The 21,635-nt window shown below is 56.7% G+C and carries 20 protein-coding genes and 4 tRNA genes; 21 read left to right on the top strand and 3 right to left on the bottom strand.

Annotated features, from left to right (window positions below):
- Window positions 1-16: 16 nt before the first annotated feature.
- From glgX to RQ935_RS01400, 3 genes are all read right to left on the bottom strand, one after another.
- Window positions 17-2,161, bottom strand: a complete 2,145-nt coding sequence (glgX, locus tag RQ935_RS01410; RefSeq protein WP_311496883.1) for a glycogen debranching protein GlgX — start codon at window positions 2,159-2,161, stop codon at window positions 17-19.
- A gap of 43 nt (window positions 2,162-2,204) precedes the next feature.
- The gene (locus RQ935_RS01405; protein WP_311496882.1) at window positions 2,205-3,305 is read right to left on the bottom strand and encodes an SGNH/GDSL hydrolase family protein; all 1,101 of its coding nucleotides are present in this window, start codon (window positions 3,303-3,305) and stop codon (window positions 2,205-2,207) included.
- A gap of 51 nt (window positions 3,306-3,356) precedes the next feature.
- Window positions 3,357-3,431, bottom strand: a tRNA-Val gene (locus RQ935_RS01400).
- 243 nt (window positions 3,432-3,674) lie between these two features.
- On the opposite strand from RQ935_RS01400, the gene RQ935_RS01395 reads away from it, so the two are divergent.
- From RQ935_RS01395 to RQ935_RS01295, 21 genes are all read left to right on the top strand, one after another.
- Window positions 3,675-4,673: a LacI family DNA-binding transcriptional regulator gene (locus tag RQ935_RS01395; RefSeq protein WP_311496881.1), complete on the top strand. Its 999-nt coding sequence runs from the start codon at window positions 3,675-3,677 to the stop codon at window positions 4,671-4,673.
- 107 nt (window positions 4,674-4,780) lie between these two features.
- A tRNA-Gly gene (locus RQ935_RS01390) sits at window positions 4,781-4,853 on the top strand.
- 121 nt (window positions 4,854-4,974) lie between these two features.
- A tRNA-Cys gene (locus tag RQ935_RS01385) sits at window positions 4,975-5,045 on the top strand.
- A 4-nt stretch (window positions 5,046-5,049) separates the two neighbouring features.
- Window positions 5,050-5,126: transfer RNA gene (locus RQ935_RS01380), tRNA-Val, on the top strand.
- A gap of 579 nt (window positions 5,127-5,705) precedes the next feature.
- Window positions 5,706-5,990 carry a transposase gene (locus RQ935_RS01375; RefSeq protein WP_311496880.1) on the top strand — a complete coding sequence of 95 codons (285 nt, stop codon included), beginning with the start codon at window positions 5,706-5,708 and terminating at the stop codon, window positions 5,988-5,990.
- Window positions 5,960-6,841 carry an IS3 family transposase gene (locus RQ935_RS01370; RefSeq protein ID WP_311496879.1) on the top strand — a complete coding sequence of 294 codons (882 nt, stop codon included), beginning with the start codon at window positions 5,960-5,962 and terminating at the stop codon, window positions 6,839-6,841. Before RQ935_RS01375 ends, RQ935_RS01370 begins: the two co-directional genes overlap by 31 nt.
- 111 nt (window positions 6,842-6,952) lie before the next feature.
- Window positions 6,953-8,962, top strand: a complete 2,010-nt coding sequence (gene thrS, locus RQ935_RS01365; RefSeq protein WP_311496878.1) for a threonine--tRNA ligase — start codon at window positions 6,953-6,955, stop codon at window positions 8,960-8,962.
- 1 nt (window position 8,963) lies between these two features.
- The gene (locus RQ935_RS01360; protein ID WP_311496877.1) at window positions 8,964-9,521 is read left to right on the top strand and encodes an HIT domain-containing protein; all 558 of its coding nucleotides are present in this window, start codon (window positions 8,964-8,966) and stop codon (window positions 9,519-9,521) included.
- 42 nt (window positions 9,522-9,563) lie between these two features.
- Window positions 9,564-10,037 (top strand): Cys-tRNA(Pro) deacylase, encoded by a 474-nt coding sequence (ybaK, locus tag RQ935_RS01355; RefSeq protein ID WP_299293972.1) that lies wholly within the window; start codon window positions 9,564-9,566, stop codon window positions 10,035-10,037.
- Window positions 10,038-10,098: 61 nt separating this feature from the next.
- Window positions 10,099-10,998 carry a pyridoxal 5'-phosphate synthase lyase subunit PdxS gene (gene pdxS / locus RQ935_RS01350; RefSeq protein WP_311496876.1) on the top strand — a complete coding sequence of 300 codons (900 nt, stop codon included), beginning with the start codon at window positions 10,099-10,101 and terminating at the stop codon, window positions 10,996-10,998.
- A 42-nt stretch (window positions 10,999-11,040) separates the two neighbouring features.
- Window positions 11,041-11,667, top strand: a complete 627-nt coding sequence (gene pdxT / locus RQ935_RS01345; RefSeq protein ID WP_311496875.1) for a pyridoxal 5'-phosphate synthase glutaminase subunit PdxT — start codon at window positions 11,041-11,043, stop codon at window positions 11,665-11,667.
- Window positions 11,668-11,697: 30 nt separating this feature from the next.
- Entirely contained in the window at window positions 11,698-12,330 is a 633-nt protein-coding gene (locus RQ935_RS01340) for an NUDIX domain-containing protein (RefSeq protein WP_311496874.1), read from the top strand.
- Window positions 12,331-12,510: 180 nt separating this feature from the next.
- On the top strand, window positions 12,511-13,950 hold the full coding sequence (locus tag RQ935_RS01335; RefSeq protein WP_311496873.1) for an L-serine ammonia-lyase: 1,440 nt from the start codon (window positions 12,511-12,513) through the stop codon (window positions 13,948-13,950).
- 149 nt (window positions 13,951-14,099) lie between these two features.
- Window positions 14,100-14,861, top strand: coding sequence for a YebC/PmpR family DNA-binding transcriptional regulator (locus tag RQ935_RS01330; protein ID WP_311496872.1), 762 nt, complete (start codon window positions 14,100-14,102; stop codon window positions 14,859-14,861).
- Between the two features lie 8 nt (window positions 14,862-14,869).
- Window positions 14,870-15,511, top strand: a complete 642-nt coding sequence (ruvC, locus tag RQ935_RS01325; RefSeq protein ID WP_311496871.1) for a crossover junction endodeoxyribonuclease RuvC — start codon at window positions 14,870-14,872, stop codon at window positions 15,509-15,511.
- Between the two features lie 36 nt (window positions 15,512-15,547).
- On the top strand, window positions 15,548-16,132 hold the full coding sequence (gene ruvA, locus RQ935_RS01320; RefSeq protein ID WP_311496870.1) for a Holliday junction branch migration protein RuvA: 585 nt from the start codon (window positions 15,548-15,550) through the stop codon (window positions 16,130-16,132).
- Complete coding sequence (gene ruvB, locus RQ935_RS01315) at window positions 16,125-17,162, top strand: Holliday junction branch migration DNA helicase RuvB (RefSeq protein ID WP_311496869.1); 1,038 nt, start codon at window positions 16,125-16,127, stop codon at window positions 17,160-17,162. Before ruvA ends, ruvB begins: the two co-directional genes overlap by 8 nt.
- 72 nt (window positions 17,163-17,234) lie before the next feature.
- On the top strand, window positions 17,235-17,723 hold the full coding sequence (gene yajC, locus RQ935_RS01310) for a preprotein translocase subunit YajC (RefSeq protein WP_311496868.1): 489 nt from the start codon (window positions 17,235-17,237) through the stop codon (window positions 17,721-17,723).
- 55 nt (window positions 17,724-17,778) lie between these two features.
- Window positions 17,779-19,956 carry a protein translocase subunit SecD gene (gene secD, locus RQ935_RS01305; protein ID WP_311496867.1) on the top strand — a complete coding sequence of 726 codons (2,178 nt, stop codon included), beginning with the start codon at window positions 17,779-17,781 and terminating at the stop codon, window positions 19,954-19,956.
- Window positions 19,953-21,068: a protein translocase subunit SecF gene (gene secF, locus RQ935_RS01300; protein WP_311496866.1), complete on the top strand. Its 1,116-nt coding sequence runs from the start codon at window positions 19,953-19,955 to the stop codon at window positions 21,066-21,068. The genes secD and secF overlap by 4 nt, the downstream gene beginning before the upstream one ends.
- Window positions 21,065-21,610, top strand: coding sequence for an adenine phosphoribosyltransferase (locus tag RQ935_RS01295; protein ID WP_311496865.1), 546 nt, complete (start codon window positions 21,065-21,067; stop codon window positions 21,608-21,610). The genes secF and RQ935_RS01295 overlap by 4 nt, the downstream gene beginning before the upstream one ends.
- Window positions 21,611-21,635 lie beyond the last annotated feature (25 nt).

The raw sequence follows: 21,635 nt of genomic DNA, 5'->3' as shown, positions 1-21,635 counted from the left end.
CCGAGGCCCAAAACCTCTAGAGAGAACGGTCCGCCAAAGGAGAGGCTAAAACCACAATGGAACGCGAACGTACCGTTACGGTCTCGGGAGAACCCAATAGCTCGGCCCGCACGAAATCTGTCTCAATCGGCTGTGCCGCGGTGGTGTCAATGACCCGATACCACTGCAAATCATGAGTCCACTGCGGCATGGTGAACTCTAAGTCCTTTTCAGAGGCGTTAAACATGAGGATAAAATCATCGTCCTCCACGCGCTCGCCGCGCTTGCCCGGCTCATCAATAGAAGCCCCATTCAGGGAAATCGTCAGGGCTTTGGCGTAGGCGGTGGTCCACTCTTCATCGGTCATATGCTCGCCGTTGACGCTGAACCACTCGATGTCGCCGCGATCCGATTCCCCGCCGCGTGCCGCATCCCCAGCCAGGAACCGGCGCCGACGAAACACCGGGTGTTCGTTACGCAGGTGAATCAAGGCTCGGGTAAAGTCATACATCTTTTGGTCACGCGCGTCTTCGTTCCAATGAATCCAGGTGATTTCGTTGTCCTGGCAATACCCGTTGTTGTTGCCGCCCTGGGTGCGCCCCAACTCGTCGCCGTGGGAAATCATGGGGACCCCTTGGGATAGCAGCAGGGTGGTCAGGAAGTTGAAACGTTGGCGGCGGCGCAACTCGTTGATGGACTCGTCGCTACTGGGGCCTTCCTCCCCGTGATTCCAAGATTTGTTGTTATTGTCCCCGTCGACCCCGCCTTCGCCATTGGCTTCGTTATGTTTGTCGTTATAGGAAACCAGGTCCAGCAGGGTAAATCCGTCATGAGCGGTCACAAAGTTGATGGAGGCCACCGGCAGGCGCCCAGTGTGGGCATAGAGGTCTGCCGAACCGCTGAACCGGGACGCGAATTCGCCCAGTTTTGCTGGCTCGCCGCGCCAATAGTCCCGCACCGTGTCGCGATACTTGCCGTTCCATTCCGACCACAGAATCGGGAAACCGCCCACATTGTAGCCGCCTTCACCGACGTCCCAAGGTTCGGCAATGAGCTTGACCTGGGAAATGATCGGGTCTTGGTGGATGATGTCAAAGAATGCCGAAAGTTTGTCGACCGAGCTGAGCTCTCGTGCCAGGGTCGACGCGAGGTCGAACCGGAAACCATCGACGTGCATCTCGGTAATCCAGTAGCGCAGCGAATCCATGATTAGTTGCAGCACCGCGGGGGAGCGCATCAGCAGGGAGTTGCCGGTCCCGGTCGTGTCGAAGTAGTGTTCCCGGTCGCCCTCCACCAGGCGGTAGTACACTTCGTTGTCCAAGCCGCGGAAAGACAGCGTCGGTCCCATCTGGTTGCCCTCGGCGGTGTGATTATAGACGACGTCGAGGATGACTTCGATACCGGCCGAATGCAGGTCTTTGACCATTTGCTTAAATTCTTCGACCTGGCGGTCGCCGCGGCGATCCGAACAGTAGCCGTTATGCGGGGCAAAGTAGCCGATAGTGTTGTAACCCCAATAGTTTTTCAGGCCTTTTTCCTCTAGGGAAGGATCGGTGACGAATTGGTGTACCGGCATGAGTTCCACCGCGTTGACGCCTAGGTGTTTCAGGTAGGAAACGTTGTTCGGGTGCCCCATTCCCGCGTAAGTGCCCCGCAATGCTTCGGGAATGGCAGGGTTCAGCATAGTCATACCCTTGACGTGGGTTTCATAAATGACCAGGTCCGGGTAGTCCAAGCGGGGATGGCGGTCGTTGCCCCAATCAAAGAAGGGGTTGATGACGACTGAATGCATCGTGTGCGCTGCCGAATCCGCGTCCGAATATCCGTGCGGGTCTCCGGCCGGATAGGCAAAAATCGACATGTCGCCGTCTAGGTCGCCGGCGATGGCTTTGGCATAAGGGTCCAGCAACAGTTTGCTCGGATTGAAGCGCTGCCCGTTGGTGGGGTCATAAGAGCCGTGGACGCGGTACCCGTAGTGTTGCCCAGGGCGGAGGTTAGGGATGTAGCCGTGCCACACGTGGGCATCGACTTCATCCAGAGAGAAACGTTCAGTTTCCCGTCCATCGTCCTCGACTAAACACAGTTCTACCTTTTCAGCGTTGGCTGAATAGACTGCAAAATTGGTTCCGCTCCCATCATAAGTTGCCCCCAGCGGATAAGGCTTTCCTGGCCAAATTTCCATAACTTAAATATCTCATATTCGAGCGCGGTGCGCTGAATTTGGGTTATGAGGGCTGCTCCTGGCTAGGTGGGATGTCGCCAGAGTCTGTGGATTTGAGTTTCAGAAGTCCGCTCAACAGGTTGGGGCGGTTATCCTCCGTTTCGTCAGGCAGTTCGGGGACAATGTCTGCAGTCGAGGCTTGCCACCACCCGCGTTCCTGCAGTAACGGTTCGGCCATGCGCACAAACTCGGCAGCAATCTGGCGATAGGTGTCGGTGTTGGGGTGGAAACCGTCCTCGGCTCTAATCATGAATGTTCTCCACAGAGGCACATCTCCCAAGTGGCGCATGGGAACCAAAATATGGTCTGACTGAGAAACTACGTTGATAACGATATTATTCATCTCGACGGCGCGTTTATCCGCCGGGAGCGGTTTCGCCGGGGGAACCTCAGAAATCAAGGCGGGTACAGGCAGACTTTTGACGATAATTTCCATCTGTTTTTGAAAGTTTTCGGGGCTTTGACCCTCGGAGGAAAAGACATCGTTGCCGCCAATGTCCAGGGTGATGATATCCGGCGTTAGGCCCGTAGCCAGCAGCTGTGGAATCTCAACATTCACTACTGTCGAGGCAATGGCTCCGGAAATGGAAAAATTCAGCACAATAACGCGGCGCTGCGTGGCCCGTCGCAGATAGGAAGCAAACAGTGCCACGTAAGAGTCATGTACATCCTCACACCCCACCCCTTGTGCGGCGGAATCGCCGAGAGCCACGTAAATCAGGGGAGGGGCGTTCTTAATTTTAGAGGGACGATGCAGTTTCTGACCTGTTTGGGGAAAGATGGGTTTGTTAGAGTACCAGTCGCTGCGGCGCAGATAACGTTGCGCTCCGTCAGAAAACAGCTCGAAGCCGGGGGCGTAAATTTCTGGGTTTGCCAGCATTCCCAGTTCATTGAGCTTCGCCAGCCCGGAGATGACGTGGTCTTCCCAGAACCAACGGTGACTGGAGACCTCTTGATGGACCTTCCACATCCCCGCGGCGGCGTTGCCCGCCCAGAGCAGAGACGATGACGTTCCCAGCGCGGTGAGGGCGGAAACTTTTGAGGAAGCGGGTAGCTCGCGGAACAGCTCAAGCACCGTATCGACAGAAATCTTTTTTGCGGCCATGGCTCCAGCTTACCCGGCTGGCACCGTTTTAAGCGCGCCGGGAAACAAGTTTGGTGGGCCATACTGGGATCGAACCAGTGACCTCTTCCGTGTGAAGGAAGCGCGCTACCGCTGCGCTAATGGCCCAAGGCTTATCAAGTTTAGCCTTACGCAGCCCTGAACGCAAAACCTTGGTATCTCGTGGCAGAACGGTCGGCGACTGAGCATCGAAATGCCTTCGCGACGATCTGGTGAACTTGAGCAGCCGTCCAAGCTATGTAGGAGTTTTAGCCAAAAACGTCCTTGGCACAACTTAAACGAGGTTTATATGTTAAGACAAATGCCCAGATAATTTTCAGAAAACCTACAGTATAAGTTTAGAATTTCGATATGTACGAGGTTTCGGATTCCGCAACTTCCGTCAAAAGGCGAGTGACTCTGGACGACGCGGCAAAGGTGGCACACGTGGCGACTTCTACCGCTTCGCGAGCGTTGAATCGTCCGGGGCGTATCAATGCTGAGACGGAGGCTTTGGTGCGTCAGGTGGCGACTGATTTGGGCTACGAGCGGCCCGAGAATTTTTGGCTGCGAACACACTCGGTCACTCAAAAAATTGGGGTCACCATTGTTCCCGAGAAGTATCGTCTGTTGGCCGCGATACAGGAAAAGCTGTATGCGGAGCACTACCTGCCGGTTTTGTATTCTGCTGTTCCTGTCCAAGCCCTGCGAATCATTAAACAGGAGTTCGATAACGTCGATGGTCTGATTGTCGACAATCCGGAAATCCCCGGACGTTTCCGCCTGGAAATACCGAGCACTCAGCCGCTGGTGGTCACCAATTGCTTGATAGATGAGGCGACCTGCGTCATACCGGATACAGAACAGGGCGTAACGGTCATGCTGACGCATCTGAGGTCGCTGCGCCATCAATCGATAACATACTTCTACGCCAAGGATAGTTGGCTGGACGAGAGTGTTTTGCAGGCTTTGCGCACCGGCTGCGAACAAACCGGTTTAACCCTGCACACGGTGGGGAATGTGGGAAATAGCCTGGAGTCAGGATGTCGCGCGGTGTCGGCATGGCGCAAATATCTGGACAGCGCAGTGGTTTTTTGCGGGGCGCTTTCCGCCATCGGGTTTATGCAAGAATTGAACCGGTCGCTGAAAGTCGTGGTGCCGGACGATGTTTCCGTTGTTGCTATCGGCGATGCGTTCACGGGACACTTGCTCCAGACCAGAACGACCACTCTGGAGGTTCCTGACCGAAAGATTGGCGTGGAGGCCGTGCGCCAGCTGGTCAGCCAGATTCGCCATCGGTCCCGTTGTGAAAATCGGGTCAAGCATGTGAACATGAGGTTAGTAAACGGCGACACCACAGGTTTTTTCTAAGTTCTAATTGTCGCGGTGTCTGAGGTGGATATTTCCGGCGTGCCGAGTATTTGCAACCCTCGCTCACTTATGTGTAAGATACTGGGGTTGGATTTTTCCGGCTTGTCGCGGATGTGGCTCAGTTGGTAGAGCATCACCTTGCCAAGGTGAGGGTCGCGGGTTCGAGTCCCGTCATCCGCTCGGTTTTTGGGGGAATCGAGCCTCGGTTCGGTTCCCCTCAAAAATTGGCTGTCTGAGGAGTTCTGCCAGGTTCGTACTGGGTTCGGGTTCCTCTTTAGAGTAAATTACTCAAAACCACATTGGTGGGTTGGCCGAGTGGCTAGGCAGCGGCCTGCAAAGCCGTATACACCGGTTCGAATCCGGTACCCACTTCGACGGGCGGTTGGCGCAGCTGGTTAGCGCGTTTCCTTGACACGGAAGAGGTCGCAGGTTCGAGTCCTGTATCGCCCACCACGACGCAGGTCGAGGATAAAGCCGCGACCTGCGTGTTTTGGTTTTATGAGCCGGGCAAGCTTGCTTGCAAAGGCTCATAAAACCAAAACACGTCAGCGGGGGACACGCTGGCGGCTTTATCTGAGGCCAAGGAAGTGGCGCGCAGTTTTGCGGAGCAAAATTGCTGGCACCGCGATGTGGGTTGAGCGCAATTTTGCGTAGCAAAATTGCTGGCACCATGGCGTGTGCTTGCTTGCAAAGGCTCATAAAACCAAAACACGTCAGCGGGGGACACGCTGGCGGCTTTATCCGAGGCCAAGGAAGTGGCGCGCAGTTTTGCGGAGCAAAATTGCTGGCACCGCGGCGTGCCCGTAAGCAAATTTGCGCGGTCTAATTCCCGAATTTCGTGTCTTTTCCGTCATATCGTTAGAGGACGTGCGTATGAAATCTGCGATTAAATCGGGGTACGTGGCTATATAGACCACCAACCCCGATTTAATCGCAGATTTCGATCGATGGTGGAGTGTCCTTGGTTTTTGGGTCCAGGTGACTTGAGTGTTGTCCATTGATGTCCCGCCACTAGGTGGGGAGAATGGAGCAATGGTGAAAAAGTTCAGTAAGCACACGCCCGAACAAATTGTTCGTAAGCTCGACAAATCACGGGAGTTGAGGGAATCAGGATTGACGACGGCTCAGATTCTCACAGAGCTCGGGATTAGCGAAGCCACGCTGAATCGGTGGCAGGCAACGTATGGGTCGATGACGAAGAGCGAAGCGAAAGAACTCCAGCGCCTACGTGAGGAAAACACGCGCCTGAAGCGCCTCCTTGGTCAGGCTGAGCTGGAGAAAGCGGCGTGGAAAGAGCTATCGGAGGGAAACTTCTAAGACCAGCTCGCCGCCATGATGCCGTCTGGCATCTGGTCGGGCTGGGCTATTCCCAAAGATTTGCCTGCCGGATTGTCGGGCTCTCCCGTAGCGCCTATCGTCGTGCGAGAGCCCGTGAGGGTCAGTCGGATAAGTACGCGGACCTACGTGCGTGGATGCATGAGTTTGCGAAGAATCGTCGTCGGTGGGGACACCGGCGTGCCTGGATGACGGCTTTTGCTGAAGGGTATGGGGTGGGCCGGGAGACGTTCCGCCGCCTGTGGTGTGAAGAAGGACTGCGCGTGTTGCCACGTAAGAAGCGCAAGCGTCTGGCTGCGGCTACAGATCGTGATGTTCCTGCTGGCCAGTACCCGGGTGACGTGTGGGCTCTTGATTTCCAGTTCGATTCAACTTGGCACGGTAAGACAATCAAAATCTGCAACATTATCGATGAATACACCCGCGAACACGTCGCTTTCGTAGTTGATAGGAAGCTTGATGCTGCTTCGGTGATTGAACTGCTCGACTTTGCCTGCCTCGAGCATGGTGGACGTCCCAGGGTGATCCGGATGGATAACGGCCCCGAATTCATCTCTCACGCACTGCAAGAGTGGGCAACCGAGGATGGGACAATCCAAGCGTTTATCCCGCCCGGTCAGCCATGGCATAACGGGTTCGTTGAATCGTTCCACAACCGGATGAGAGACGAGCTGTTAGAGGACAACAGTATCGAGAACCTGGAGCACGCTCGCCTGCTCGTAAATCTGTGGTCACGGCGTTACAATGACTTCCATCCGCATTCCTCGCTGGGCTACCTCAGCCCACGACAATATGCGGAACAATGGAGACAAGAAAACACGGTCAACGCTTAAACCACCTGGACCTAATTCCTAGGCCACTCCAATGGCCCAAAGAAACTTTTTCCGTTTAATTCTCTCGCGTATAAGATTATCTCTGTAAACCCAGACTGAGAAAGGCGCAAAGTGTCCGAAATCAACGTCACTATTGACGGGAAAGCAACCCAAATTGAATCCACCATCACCGGCGAGGACCTGTACCGCGACCGCAAAGAAGTCATTGCTTACTTCATCAACGGTCAGGCCCGCGACCTGTATCGCGAACTTCACGACGGGGACACAGTCGAAGCCATCACTATTGACTCCGAGATGGGCTTGAACATTCTGCGCCACTCCTGCACTCACGTGATGGCCCAGGCCGTCAAGCAGGTTCGCCCGAACGTAAAGTACGGCATCGGCCCCTTCATTGAAAACGGCTTTTATTACGATTTCGGCGTCGATGAGCCTTTCACCCCGGAGGACTTGAAAGCCATTGAAAAATACATGGCGCGGATTTGTAAAGAAGACCAAAAGTTTGTGCGCCGGGTCGTCACCGAAGAGGAAGGTCGCCAAGAACTCGCCGATCAGCCTTACAAGCTGGAATTGATTGGCTTGAAGGGAACGGATGCAGATAATGACCAGGCTGCTGCCGGGGCTTCGGTGGAAGTCGGCGGTACCGAACTGACGATTTACGACAACGTGCGCAAGAACGGTGAGGTTGCCTGGAAGGACTTGTGCCGCGGCCCGCACGTACCTTCGACCCGACTGTTGAACGGTGTGTTTAAGCTGATGAAGGTGTCAGCCGCGTACTGGCGCGCCGACCAGGCCAACGACTCCTTGCAACGCATCTACGGCACCGCTTGGGCGACCAAAGACGACCTGAAAGAATACGTGACCCGCATGGAGGAAGCCGCCAAACGCGACCATCGCCGGCTGGGCAATGAGCTCGACCTGTTCAGTTTCCCGGAGGAAATCGGTTCTGGTTTGGCCGTGTTCCACCCCAAGGGCGCGATGGTGCGCATGGAGATGGAAAACTATTCCCGACGCCGCCACCTCGAGGAGGGGTACTCGTTCGTCTACACTCCGCACGTCACCAAGGGGCAGCTGTTTGAAACGTCGGGGCACCTGGAATGGTACAAAGACGGCATGTTCCCGCCCATGCGCGTGGACGAGGAATGCGACGACCAGGGCAACGTCACCAAGGAAGGCTTCGACTACTACTTGAAGCCCATGAACTGCCCCATGCACAATCTCATCTACAAATCTCGTTCGCGTTCCTATCGAGAGCTGCCGCTACGTTTGTTCGAATTCGGGACCGTTTACCGCTACGAGAAATCCGGCGTGGTTCACGGCCTGACCCGCGGACGCGGCTTTACCCAAGACGACAGTCACATCTATTGCACGCGCGAACAGATGAAAGACGAGTTGACGAAACTGTTGAACTTCGTGCTGGATTTGCTCAAAGACTACGGTTTGGATGACTTTTATCTGGAGCTTTCCACGAAGGATCCGCACAAGTTCGTCGGCACGGACGAGATCTGGGAGGAAGCGACCAATACGTTGGCCGAAGTCGCCACGGCCTCGGGCTTAGAGCTGGTGCCGGATCCTGAGGGGGCGGCGTTCTACGGTCCCAAGATTTCCGTGCAAGCTCGCGATGCGATTGGGCGGACCTGGCAGATGTCAACCATTCAGCTGGACTTTAACCTGCCCGAACGTTTCGATTTGGAATACACCGCGGCGGATGGCACCCGGCAGCGTCCCGTCATGATTCACCGCGCCCTATTCGGTTCTATCGAGCGCTTCTTTGGGGTGCTCACCGAACACTACGCTGGAGCGTTCCCGGCTTGGCTGGCGCCGGTGCAGGTACGTTTGGTGCCGGTGGCAGAGGCGTTCAACGACTACTGCGATGACATTGCCAATCGGCTGCGGGCGGAAAATGTGCGGGTCGAGGTTGATGAGACAGACGACCGCTTTGGCAAGAAAATCCGCAATGCCGCCAAGGACAAGATTCCTTTCACCCTCATTGCTGGCGGGGAAGACGCCCAGGCGAACGCAGTGTCCTTTAGGTACCGCGGTGGCGAGCAAAAGAACGGTGTCCCGATTGACCAGGCGATAGCGGAGATCCTGGAGGCCATCCGCAGCCGCAGGAACGATTAACATGACTGACTTACCCGCGGAATCAAGCGAAAACTTCGGTGCGCAAGCTGACGGGCTGGAGCGCCTGTGGACCCCTCATCGGATGGTGTACATCGACGATGGGCCACATCGTGACGTGAAAGCGTGCCCGTTTTGCGAGGGTCCGAAAGGCGATGACGAGCAGAACCTGATTGTGTATCGGGGCAAGACTTGCTTCGTGGTGATGAACCTGTTTCCCTACAATCCCGGTCATGTTTTGGTTTTGCCTTACCGTCACGTTCCTGACTACACCGATTTGGACTTCGCCGAACGCATCGAATTCGGTGAACTGACCGCGCAGACTATGGAGGTCATTCGCCAGGTCAAAGCGCCGCAGGGCTTTAACCTGGGGATGAACCAGGGCGCGGTCGCGGGTGCCGGAATCGCGGGCCACCTGCATCAACACATCGTGCCGCGCTGGGCGGGGGACGCGAATTTCTTTCCCATCGTGGCGCGCACGAAAGCTGTCCCGGAACTGTTGGGTCAGACCCGCCAGGCCCTGGCTGAGGCGTTCGGCGACTGGCAGCCGCGCGAAATCTGAAACCTCCCGGCACGGGACTCGTGAAACTGCAGCTCAATTACGATGAAAACCACCAAGACCAACGCGATGCGACTGCTGGACGGCGCCGGGGTAGCCTATGAAACCTCAAGCTACCCGACGGACGGGGATATCGGTGCACTGCATACCGCCGAAGTCTTGGGGATATCCGCCGAACTTATCTACAAGACCCTGGTGTTGGAGGACGGGCAGGGCGGACACTATGTCGCGGTCGTTCCCGCCGATGCTGAGCTGGATTTGAAAAAGACGGCCGCGCATTTCGGCGTGAAACATGTCCAGCTCATCAACTGGCGGACACTGCGAGACGTGACGGGGTATATCCGCGGGGGATGCTCTCCGTTGGGGATGAAAAAATTGTTCCCCACCGTCATCGAGGAAACCGCCGTTTTGCACGATAAGTTCTACGTTTCGGCAGGGCTGCGTGGTCGGCAAATTGTGGTCAATCCTCAGGATTTGGCACAAGTGGTGTCGGCCGGTTTCGCCGATATCGTGCAGTAATCGCTAAAATAGGGACGACTGAGAAATCGTAACCAGAATTTGAACAAGGAAAGAAGGCAAAATGTCTGATCAACTGGCGCAAGGAACCGGGACTGATTTGGTGAAGCGGGGCATGGCTCAAATGCTCAAGGGCGGTGTCATTATGGATGTCGTTAACGCGGAGCAGGCCAAGATTGCCCAAGATGCCGGTGCCGTAGCGGTGATGGCTTTGGAGCGTGTTCCGGCGGATATTCGGGCTGAAGGCGGCGTCGCGCGGATGAGCGACCCTGATCTGATTGACGGCATCATCAACGCGGTGTCTATTCCTGTGATGGCAAAAGCCCGGATTGGTCATTTTGCTGAAGCTCAGGTGTTGCAGAGCCTGGGGGTGGACTACATCGACGAGTCCGAAGTTTTGACCCCGGCGGACTACAAGCATCACATCAACAAGTGGGATTTCACCGTGCCTTTCGTGTGCGGAGCCACTAACCTCGGTGAGGCTTTGCGCCGTATCAGTGAGGGCGCGGCCATGATTCGTTCCAAGGGCGAAGCCGGTACCGGGGACGTGTCCAATGCGGTAACCCATATGCGCACCATGACTTCGCAAATCAACCACTTGACCACCATGCGTCCCGATGAACTGTTTGACGCCGCCAAGGAATTGCAGGCTCCCTATCCGCTGGTCAAAGAGGTTGCGGAAACCGGGAAGCTGCCGGTCGTGCTGTTTACCGCGGGCGGTATCGCCACTCCGGCTGACGCGGCATTGATGATGCAGCTGGGTTCCGAAGGCGTGTTCGTGGGTTCCGGCATCTTTAAGTCAGGTGATCCGGCGAAACGCGCGGCGGCGATTGTCAAGGCCACAGCCCGCTACAACGAACCGGAAGTCGTCGCTGAGGTGTCCCGTTCCTTGGGTGAAGCCATGGTCGGCATCAACGTCCACGACATTCCTGACGACGCGCGCTTGGCTCAGCGCGGCTGGTAATCCTCGGTATCGCTGAGTTTTGCCGAAACACCAGAGAAAAGGATGACTTTGGAGCAAAATCAATGGCGCGTGGGCGTCTTAGCTCTGCAAGGTTCGGTGGTTGAGCACGTGCGGGCTTTGCGCGCGCTGGGAGCCGTACCGGTGGAGGTGAAAGTTCCTTCCCACCTGCAGGATTTGGACGGTCTGATTATTCCGGGCGGGGAATCGACCACTATGTACAAGTTGGCGCGCGCCTTCGATTTGTTCGACCCGTTGAAAGCCTTTGTCCACAGTGGAAAAGCCATTTATGGTAGCTGCGCGGGCATGATTATGCTGGCGGATCACATTGTTGACGGGATAGACGGCCAAGAAACTCTGGGCGGACTGGACGTGGTCGTGCGGCGCAACGCGTTTGGCCGGCAAGTCGATTCGGCGCAAAGCTTCGTCGACCCCGGTTCTTTTGGTGGTGACCAGCCCCTCCCAGCTGTATTCATTCGCGCCCCCTGGGTGGAATCGGTCGGAGCGGGGGTGGAAGTTCTCTCGACTTGGCAGCAGACCCCAAACTCGGCTCCGCGGGTGGTGGCGGTGCGCCAAGGCCCCTTGCTAGCGACGTCATTCCATCCCGAAGTCACCGACGACCTGCGCGTACACCGCTACTTCCTGGACCTTGTGAAGACTCAAGCCGACTGAGACGACACCGAAAGGGCGAGGGAATAGGTCATGGACGAGGTTTTGCACTCCGGCGGGCACGACGGAACCGAGCCGAGCACCAGGCCCGACAACGACACCGAAACCTCTATTGACGACTATTTCCTGCGGGAATGGCCCCGGGACGAGGCCGGCTATTATCATCGCCAAGCGGCCCGAGTCGTGGCTTTGAACAGCCGCGATGAACTGCTGTTGCTGCGCGGGCATGACTTTTCAGACTTCGAGCACTGGTGGTGGTTCACCGTCGGGGGCGGACTGGAAGCGGGGGAGGACCCGCGCGACGGGGCCGTGCGGGAGTTTTTTGAAGAAACGGGCTACCGCCTCAGTCCGGATGCGCTGGTTGGACCGGTGCTGCGCCGTCACGCCACCTTCGACTTTCACGCCTTGACCTGCCGTCAGGACGAACTTTTCTTTCTCACAAGTCTTCCCGGGTCGCCCGTGTTTGTGCGTGACGGGTTTACGGCGGTCGAACAGGAAGTTTTAGATGAACTGAAATGGTGGGACCTCGACGCTTTACAGCGCGAAATAGCTGGCGGGGCAGTAGTTTACCCGCTGGATTTGGTTTCCCTGGCTCGCGGATGGGTGCGAGGCTGGGATGGGACCTGCCCGGAAATCAGCGAAGGTACCGTCGGGAAACGCCACTAAACCGGTTAAACGTTTGGTGCCCGGCCAAAGACCAGAACTTGCGGTTCATAGTCACGACGTATTCCTGAATGTAGTTCGTCTGGTTGGCTGGCGATAGAGGCGTGCGCCTGACGTCGCCAGATTAGCAATCGACCGAGTGGTGCTATCCCCGAAGCCGCTTTCGGGCTAGAATTCATATTTATGCTCGCTTCCTCACTTTCAGTGTTTGATGTTATCCAAGTCGGTGTCGGCCCATCCGCTTCGCACACCGTCGGTCCGATGCGGGCCGGTGCGGATTTCGCGGCATTATTGCTGGATTCCGGGCAGCCCTGTAGGCGTTTAGAGATTGAGCTCCAGGGCTCTTTGGGGGCTACCGGCCGCGGCCACCTCAGTGATGGCGCCGTGCTGTGCGGGCTCTCCGGTTTTGTTCCGGCTACGGTTCAGCCTGGTGGGGTGGCACGTCTGTTAGATGCGGTGACTCCCGAGGGGTCACTAGTCTTGCCGGGCGGGTTGACGGTGCCTTTCTGTTTTGAACGGGATTTGCTGTTTCGACCGCAAACAATAGCCCCGTTCCACGCGAATTCTTTGGTGATACGAGCCTACGACGATGCCCAGGTCACCTTTTCGAAACGCTACTATTCGATTGGCGGGGGATTTGTCACCCGTGACGAGGCGGATTATGGGGAACCCGGAGAGCTGACCTCGCTGGATGAAAGTACCGCCGCAACTGCCGTGCCTTACCCGTACAACTCTATGGACGACCTTCTGCAACTGGCGCAAAGCGAGGGCAAATCCCTCGGTGACCTGGTGCGTGCCAACGAGTTAAGCCGCATGACCCGGGCAGAGTTGGGACATGGGCTGGACAATTTGCGCAAGATGATGAACAAATGCATCGATAACGGCTGCGCGAACAAGGAAACCATCCTGCCGGGCGGGTTGTCTGTGCCGCGCCGGGCCAACCGGCTGTTCACTCACTTGCGAGCTCGTGACGGCAAGCCCGGAACTCCCGCCATTTGGCGCAGTTTCGCCCAAGACCCCATGCGAGCGATGGACTGGGTCAACCTCTGGGCGCTGTCAGTAAACGAGGAAAACGCGGCTGGCGGAATGGTGGTGCGAGCCCCCACGAACGGCTCGGCGGGTATCGTGGCCGCGGTGGGACGCTATCTGCAGTGGTTTTGTCCCGAAGTGGAAACGAAATGCGGTCCGGCACAACGGGACTACCTGACGGTAGCCGGAGCTGTGGGCGGAATCATTAAAACGAACGCCTCCGTGGCCGGGGCGGAAGTCGGCTGCCAGGGCGAAGTCGGATCTGCGGCGGCGATGGCTGCGGGAGGTTTGGCGGCGGCACTGGGGGGCAGTCCTCATCAGATTGAAAATGCGGCTGAAATCGCGATGGAGCATAATCTGGGGCTGACCTGCGATCCTATCGGAGGACTGGTGCAGGTGCCCTGTATCGAGCGCAATGCTATCGCCGCAGTTCACGCTATCAACGCCGCCCGGATGAGCCTGTGGGGAGACGGAACACATCGGGTCAGCTTTGACGAAGTCATCGAAACTATGTACGAAACCGGGTTGGATATGAGCTCGAAATACAAAGAAACCGCCACCGGGGGACTGGCGGTCAACGTTGTGGAATGCTGAGAAAGTTTCGCTCGAGAGGCGAAATTTGGATTTGTCACGACTGAGGTTCGGGAATTGAGTCGGATTTGCGGTAACCTCAGTTAGACGATTCGAGGAATGTTTTATTAAAATGTCTTCGTTATAGGCGAGAAGTTTAAGGAGATACATCAATGTCGGGTCACTCAAAATGGGCCACCACGAAACATAAAAAGGCTGCCATCGACGCCAAGCGCGGCAAGCTGTTTGCGCGCCTGATTAAGAACATCGAAGTGGCGGCGCGTACCGGCGGTGGCGATCCTGCCGGTAATCCGACCCTTTTCGACGCCATTCAGAAAGCTAAAAAATCTTCCGTTCCCGCGGATAACATTGATCGCGCGGTGAAGCGCGGTTCCGGTGCTGAATCTGGCGGGGCCGACTGGCAGTCCATCACCTACGAAGGCTATGGACCCAGTGGGGTGGGCTTCATCGTGGAGTGCCTGACCGACAATAAGAATCGTGCCGTGTCCGAAGTGCGTACCATCTTTAGCCGTAACGGCGGCAACATGGCAGATTCCGGCTCGGTGTCCTATCAGTTCGCCCGCCGCGGGGTCATCGAGGTCGCCAAAGTCGACGGCTTGGACGAGGACAAGATTCTTGACGCGGTACTGGCCGCCGGTGCCGATGACGTGGAAGATGCTGGTGAACTCTTTGTTATCGAGACCGAACCGGCGGATTTGGTGGCGGTGCGCACCGCTTTGCAGGATGCGGGGATTGACTACGATTCGGCCGAATCCCAGTTTGTTCCCTCGGTTAAGGTCGATCTTGATTTAGAGGCCTATCGCAAGGTTATGCGCCTGTTTGACGCCCTTGACGACAGCGACGACGTTCAGAACGTGTTTATGAACGGCGACGCCTCCGACGACGTCATCGCGCAATACGAAGCTGAAGAGTAAACAACTTCATGAGGGTTTTGGGCATCGACCCCGGTATCACCAGGTGTGGTATCGGGGTCGTTGACTTTGACACGAGTCGGCAGTGTACCTTAGTTTATGTTGACGTCGTGCGCAGTGACCCGAACACCGCTACTCAGTTTCGGCTGTTGACGATTTCGCAGGGCATAGCGGAGGCTATCGCTCGATTTCAGCCGGACATCGTGGCTCTGGAGCGTCCTTTCGCGAAAGAAAATCGTCAGTCCGTGGCTACCACTATGCAGGCTATGGGCATCGCGATGGTCGAGGCTGCCCGCCGAGGTCTGCCCGTGGCGGTGCACACTCCCTCGGAGGTGAAAGCGGCTGTGAGCGGCAACGGGAGTGCCTCGAAAGCGCAGGTGCAAGCCATGGTAGCGCGAATCCTGCGGTTAGATAAACCTCCGAAACCCGCCGATGCGGCCGACGCGTTGGCCATTGCCATCACCCAAGCTTGGCGCGGAACGGGGATTCTCGGTGCCGGGTCAGACGGAGACTTTAGCGTCAGTCTGAGCGGAAAAGTGAAAACTCCGGCCGGAACCCACTTGACCGCCGCCCAACGCTTGTGGGCGGAAGCGGAAGCAAAAACTCGACGTTCCGGCGCGGTGGATCCGCGGCGGCACCAGAAACCGCTATAGTACAAGTGTTCGAATTTATAACCGCGAGGACAACCAGTGATTTCGATAATTAAAGGGGAAGTCGTCTCTAAGAAGCTCGACCGCGCCACGGTGCTGGCGGGGGGACTGGGACTGGAATTTTTTGCCACCCCCAATACTCTGGCCGCTTTGGTTCCCGAAACGGTCGCCACGGTGCAAACCTACCTGGTGGTTCGCGAAGATTCCCTCACGCTTTATGGGTTTGCCACCGCTTCGGAACGTGATACTTTCGCGACTTTGATGCAGGTCAAGGGGATAGGTCCCAAGCTCGGTCTGGCCGCCCTGTCGGTTTTGAGTCCCGAGGCTTTGGCGGCGGCGGTAGCTAACAGTGACGTGGCTACCTTGCAAAGTATTCCCGGAGTGGGCAAGAAATCTGCCGAACGAATGATTCTGGAAATCGGGGACAAGCTTGGCGGCGTTCCTGGCTCGGCGGCGCCCGCGGGGACGGCATCCGGATTCAACATCTCCACCGTCGTCGAAGCGCTGAGCAATCTGGGATACAGCCAAGCCCTCGCGGCTGAAGCTGTAGGCGCGGTGCAGGCCAGCGACGCCCCAACCGCTCTGCGGGAAGCTTTGAAGTACCTGGGGAGTAAACGTGGCTGAAGATACCGATTTTTCCTACGAACAGCGGTTGGTCGATTCCTCCGCTCCCGATGCGGAACGTGCCGCGGAAGCGGCTTTGCGGCCGAAAACACTCAGCGATTTCATCGGTCAGGAAACCGTCAAAACCCAGTTGAACCTGGTACTTTCGGCTGCCAAAGAGCGCGGGGAGGCCGCTGACCATGTTTTGTTAGCGGGTCCTCCAGGTCTGGGTAAGACGACTTTGGCGATGATTATCGCCGCGGAAATGTCGTCCTCGCTGCGCCTGACTTCCGGGCCGGCTATCGGTCACGCTGGGGATTTAGCGGCGATACTGTCCTCCCTGCAAGAGGGCGACGTGTTGTTTATCGACGAAATTCATCGTTTGGCGCGTCCCGCCGAAGAAATGCTTTACCTGGCGATGGAAGATTTCCGGGTCGATGTCGTGGTGGGCAAGGGTCCGGGAGCGACTTCGATTCCTCTGACTCTGCCGCCCTTTACGCTGGTCGGAGCCACGACTAGGGCGGGTCTGCTGCCCGCCCCGCTGCGTGACCGTTTCGGTTTTACCGCGCATCTGGAACCCTACCAGCCCCCGGATTTGGCTTTGATCGTGAAACGTTCCGCCAGCTTGCTGGGTGCTGAAATTACCGAGGACGCGGCCGGCGAAATCGCCAGCCGATCCCGCGGTACACCCCGGGTGGCAAACCGTTTGCTGCGTCGGGTCATCGACTTTGCCCTGGTCCACGACCATCCTCGCTGTGACCTGGAGTCGGCTCGCCGTGCCCTGGAACTCTTTGAAGTCGACGAACTTGGCTTGGACCGCTTGGATCGTAGTGTTTTGCGGGCGGTAATAGAGAGGTTTGCCGGCGGCCCGGTCGGGTTGCACACCCTCGCGGTGTCGGTCGGTGAGGAACCGGAGACGATTGAAGAAGTCGTAGAACCTTTCCTGGTTAGAGAAGGCCTTTTGGTGCGTACCAATCGCGGACGAGCCATTACTCCGAGAGGCTGCGAACACCTCGGGGTCACCCCGCCGGCCGAAAATGCCTTGTTTTAGTGGGTATATTTTCCGTTTTTAACTCGCAGGCTTTAGACTTGGAAGGTCGCCTATTTTAAGGAAGGTTTATCTGTGCTGCCATTTCAGAATGCTGCAACCAACGCCCAAAATCCCATTATTACCTGGGTGATACTAGGTCTCGCGTTTGTGGTGATGATTGTCTTCATGCGCCGCTCCGGTCAGAAACGAGTGTCTCAGATGGAGGAGCAGCGCAAGAGCATGGAACAGATGATGACTCCGGGAACCTGGGTGCGTACCACTTCCGGGTTCTTCGGTAAAGTCGTCGAAGTCAGTGGGGAAGTCATTACCCTGTCGAATCTGACCGGCGAGGAAACCCTGTGGGATATCCGAGCCATCGCTAAAGTGGAGGATCCGAACTTCGGGACGGTCACAGACTCGGATGCTGGTGTGCAAACGGCTACGGAGGCGTCGGATTCGGAGGGACAGTCCGCTCCACAAGCGCCTGATACCAAATCGGACGAGTCCGGTTTTGGCTCCAATATGGACCAAGATTCCCCCCACGGTGAAGACACCGAAACAGGCGAGGGTCACACCTACTGACCCCAAAGACTCTTTAGAGAAAACATTGCAAGTTAGATAAAAAGAAGGAAAATCTGTGGCTGCCAAAAAGACTAAGAACAAGGCGTTGCGCACACTTATATTTTTCATCGTGATTGTGGTGGCTCTGGCCGGGACTTTGGTTGGTTCGACCATTTTCTCAAACGGCTCGTTTGCCCCGAAGCTGGCAATCGACCTGGAAGGCGGAACCCAGCTGATTCTCACTCCGAAGAATACAGAAGCCAAGGCCAAGGCCATCTCGGATGCTGATATTGAACAGGCTATTGAGGTTATTCGCCAGCGTATCGACGCCTCCGGCGTGGCCGAAGCTGAGATCGCCCGTAACGGTCAGGAAAACATTTCGGTCGGTATCCCGGGCAACCCCAGTGAAGAAACTTTGGCTTTGATCCAGCAGTCCGCGGTTATGCGGTTCCGTACCGTCCTGCTCAGTGCGCCGGGCAACGCTACGAACAATGAAGATCCTCAAGCGCTCTTGGGGCAGCTGACCGGCGCCGCGGCTCCTGCTGGGCAAAACCAACCGGCGGCAGGTGAAAATAGTGGCCAAGAGACTCAGACCAAGGTGGGTGAAGGCAACAACACGGTGACGATTCCGCCTGCTGCACCGGCTGAGAAGGGCCAGACGCAGTCTTTGGTGTTCAACTCAACGGACCCCAGCGCCACGCCCACACCGAGCGCTCCGAAACAGACTGCTCCCGCTATCGCCCCGGCTGCTAAGCAGCCGTCCTCCGCGGCGATACCTTTCGATGAACTCATGAAAGAGGCGGAAAAATATCCTGATACCCCGGCAGGCCAATCCAACGTCATAAACGACCGGAAGCACATCACCGTGCGGGATATGTTCATCTTTAATCACCTGGATTGTACCGACCCGGCTTCTCTCAAGGGTGGCTCCCTAGACGACCCGAAAAAGAACCTGGTGGCCTGCTCTAAGGAAGGCTACGAGAAATACATCTTGGGTCCTCAGGTGCTTTCGGGTACCGACTTGGTTTCTGCGTCTTCCGGGATGGGAACCAACCAGCAGGGTAACGCCACCGGTCAGTGGGAAGTTGCGCTGAAACTCGATGCCGATGGGGCGAAGAAATTCGACGATGTAGCCAAGGTGCTGTACCCAAACCAATCCAAGGGGACGAACCGCAATCCTGACAATAACCGTTTCGCCATTGTGCTGGACTCCTTGGTCGTCAGCGCGCCGGGGGTCAACGCCCCGGCGTTTGGCGGCTCCGCATCTATTTCCGGTTCCTTGACGCGAGAATCCTCCGCAACTTTGGCTAATCAGCTCCAGTTCGGTTCTCTACCTTTGAACTTTGAACAGCAGTCCAAGCAGTCCATCTCCGCGACCTTGGGCGGGGAGCACCTGAAAGTCGGGTTCTATGCCGCTATTGTCGGTTTGATTCTGGTCGTGCTGTACTTGCTGCAGCAATACCACGCTTTGGCAGGTTTGGCGACGGCCTCCCTGTTCCTGGCGGGCGGCATCGTGTATCTGGCTGTGGCTATCCTGTCGTGGGCGATGGGATACCGTCTGTCTCTAGCGGGCGTGGTCGGTTTGATTGTGGCAGTCGGCGTGACCATGGACTCGTTCATCATCTATTTCGAACGTATCCGAGACGAGGTGCGTGATGGCAAGCCCTTGGCCACCGCGGTGGAAACCGGCTGGAACCGGGCGAAACGTACCATCGTGGTGTCCGATATTGTGAACATCGTGGCTGCGGTGGTGCTCTATGTTCTGGCTGTCGGCGGCGTGCAGGGCTTCGCGTTTACCTTGGGCTTGACTACCCTGGTGGACTTGGGAATCATCTTCCTGTTTACCCACCCGATGATGTCGTTGCTAATCAAGACCCGTTACTTCGGGGAAGGCCGGAAGTTCAGCGGTCTGGATCCGCTGCACCTCGGTGCTAGCAGCGACCGCATCTATATGCAGTCTGCCTCGACGACGTCTTCGCCCCGCAAAAAGAAATCTACACAAAATGTTGCCGCGCCAACCATTTCACTGGCACGCCAAAAGGCCGGTTTGCCTCAGGTCGATGAGGAACAGGCCGAAGAGACGTCTGCGACCCCGGCTGAGGACACCACGCCGGAAACTCTCGCGAAAGAACCTGAGTCGGACGCATCCCCGAAAGACCCGGAAGACCTCACTTCTGAAACAGCGGAAGCTGCTGGAAGCGAGGACACCGCCCCGAAAGACGAACCCGCCCAGACAGAGGAGGACGCGAAATGATGAGTTACGCCCAGTGGGGTAATGCGCTTTACTCCGGGAAAAAGTCTTACCGAATCATTCAGAAACGCCGGATTCCGCTCACGGTCGGGGCTATTCTGATGACCATTTCTGTCATCGGTATCGCGATTTTCGGGTTGAATCCGTCTATTGAGTTCACCGGCGGCGCCGAATTTGTGGTTACGAACACGGCACCGAATCCACCTCAGCAACCTGCTTACAACGCGGTGAAAGCTGCCGGGCTCAACGAACAGACCAAGGTTGCCCAGATGGGCACGAACGGTTTGCGGGTCCAAACCAGTCAGCAGCCCACCGACGTGGAAGTGAAAATTCAAAAGGAGCTGGCCAAAGCCTACAACGTGGACATTAAGAAAGTCTCTAAGACTTCGATTGGTCCGTCTTGGGGTGCTTCGGTGTCCAAGCAGGCTTTGATTGGTTTGTTGGTGTTCATGGGCATGATTGCATTGCTACTGATGGCATACTTCCGCACGTGGACCATGTCATTCTCCGCACTGTTTGCGTTGATGCATGACTTCCTCATTACTCTGGGGGTTTTTGCATACACGCAGATTGAGATTACCCCGGCAACGATTATCGGTTTGCTGACCATCTTGGGTTACTCCCTGTACGACACGGTGGTGGTTTTCGATAAAATTCGCGAAAACACCCGCGATATGTTCAATCAGTCGCGCTCCAAGTTCAACGAGCTGGCGAACCTCTCCATTAACCAAACCATGGTGCGTTCCATCAACACCTCCATCACCGGTATTCTGCCGGTATCGGCGATTCTGTTCCTGGGGGCGGCGCTGCTGGGGACATCCACCCTGCTGGATATCTCGATGCCGCTGTTTATCGGCATGATTGTCGGTACTTTCAGTTCTATCTTTATCGCTACACCGATGCTGACGCTGATTCGGGGTCGTTCGCAAGTCATCAAGGACCATAACGCCAAAGTGGACAAGGCACGCGCCGCCGCTGTGGAATCTGGTGCCGCCACCCTCAACGAGGACGGCTCGTTCAAAGAGGTCACGCCCGCCGTGGTGGCCGCCCCCATGATTCCCGGACACCATCAGGGGCAGGCTGCACAACCAAAACGGAAGAAGACTAAGAAATGAATACCGCTGTCGACTTAGACCCGCGGCTCGGCGAGATTATTGCCGCGCACCTGACTTCGATTCCTGATTTTCCCCGGCCCGGTATTCTGTTTCGGGATTTTTCCCCGTTGCTCGCTTCGGGGGAGCCTTTCCAGGAACTGATTTCGGGGATTGCCGAATACTATCGGGGGCGTGTCAACGCGGTCGCCGGTCTGGAGTCGCGCGGTTTTATCCTGTCCTCGCCCTTGGCAGTCGAGCTGAGCGTGCCGATGATTATGGTGCGCAAAGCTGGGAAGCTGCCCGGACACGTAGTCAGCGAATCCTACGATTTGGAATACGGCTCCGCCTCTATCCAGGTTCAGCCGGAAACCGTGAATGGCTTTGACAACATTTTGGTGGTTGACGATCTGTTGGCGACGGGTGGCACCGCGGCCGCGTCCGTGAAGCTGTTGGAGAAGGCCGGGGGACACGTGTCGGAAATCCTGGTACTGATGGAGCTAAAGGCTCTGAACGGGCGTGCCCTCTTGGGCAATACCCCGTTCCAGTCGCTGTTGGAGCTGTAGGCACATTCCTCGCGGTTCGTTAGGC

Origin of the sequence: uncultured Mobiluncus sp., from assembly GCF_963511525.1 — a bacterium.
Taxonomy (GTDB): domain Bacteria; phylum Actinomycetota; class Actinomycetes; order Actinomycetales; family Actinomycetaceae; genus Mobiluncus.
The sequence above is the reverse complement of the archived record's forward strand: the minus strand, read 5'-3'. Positions and strand labels throughout refer to the sequence as shown.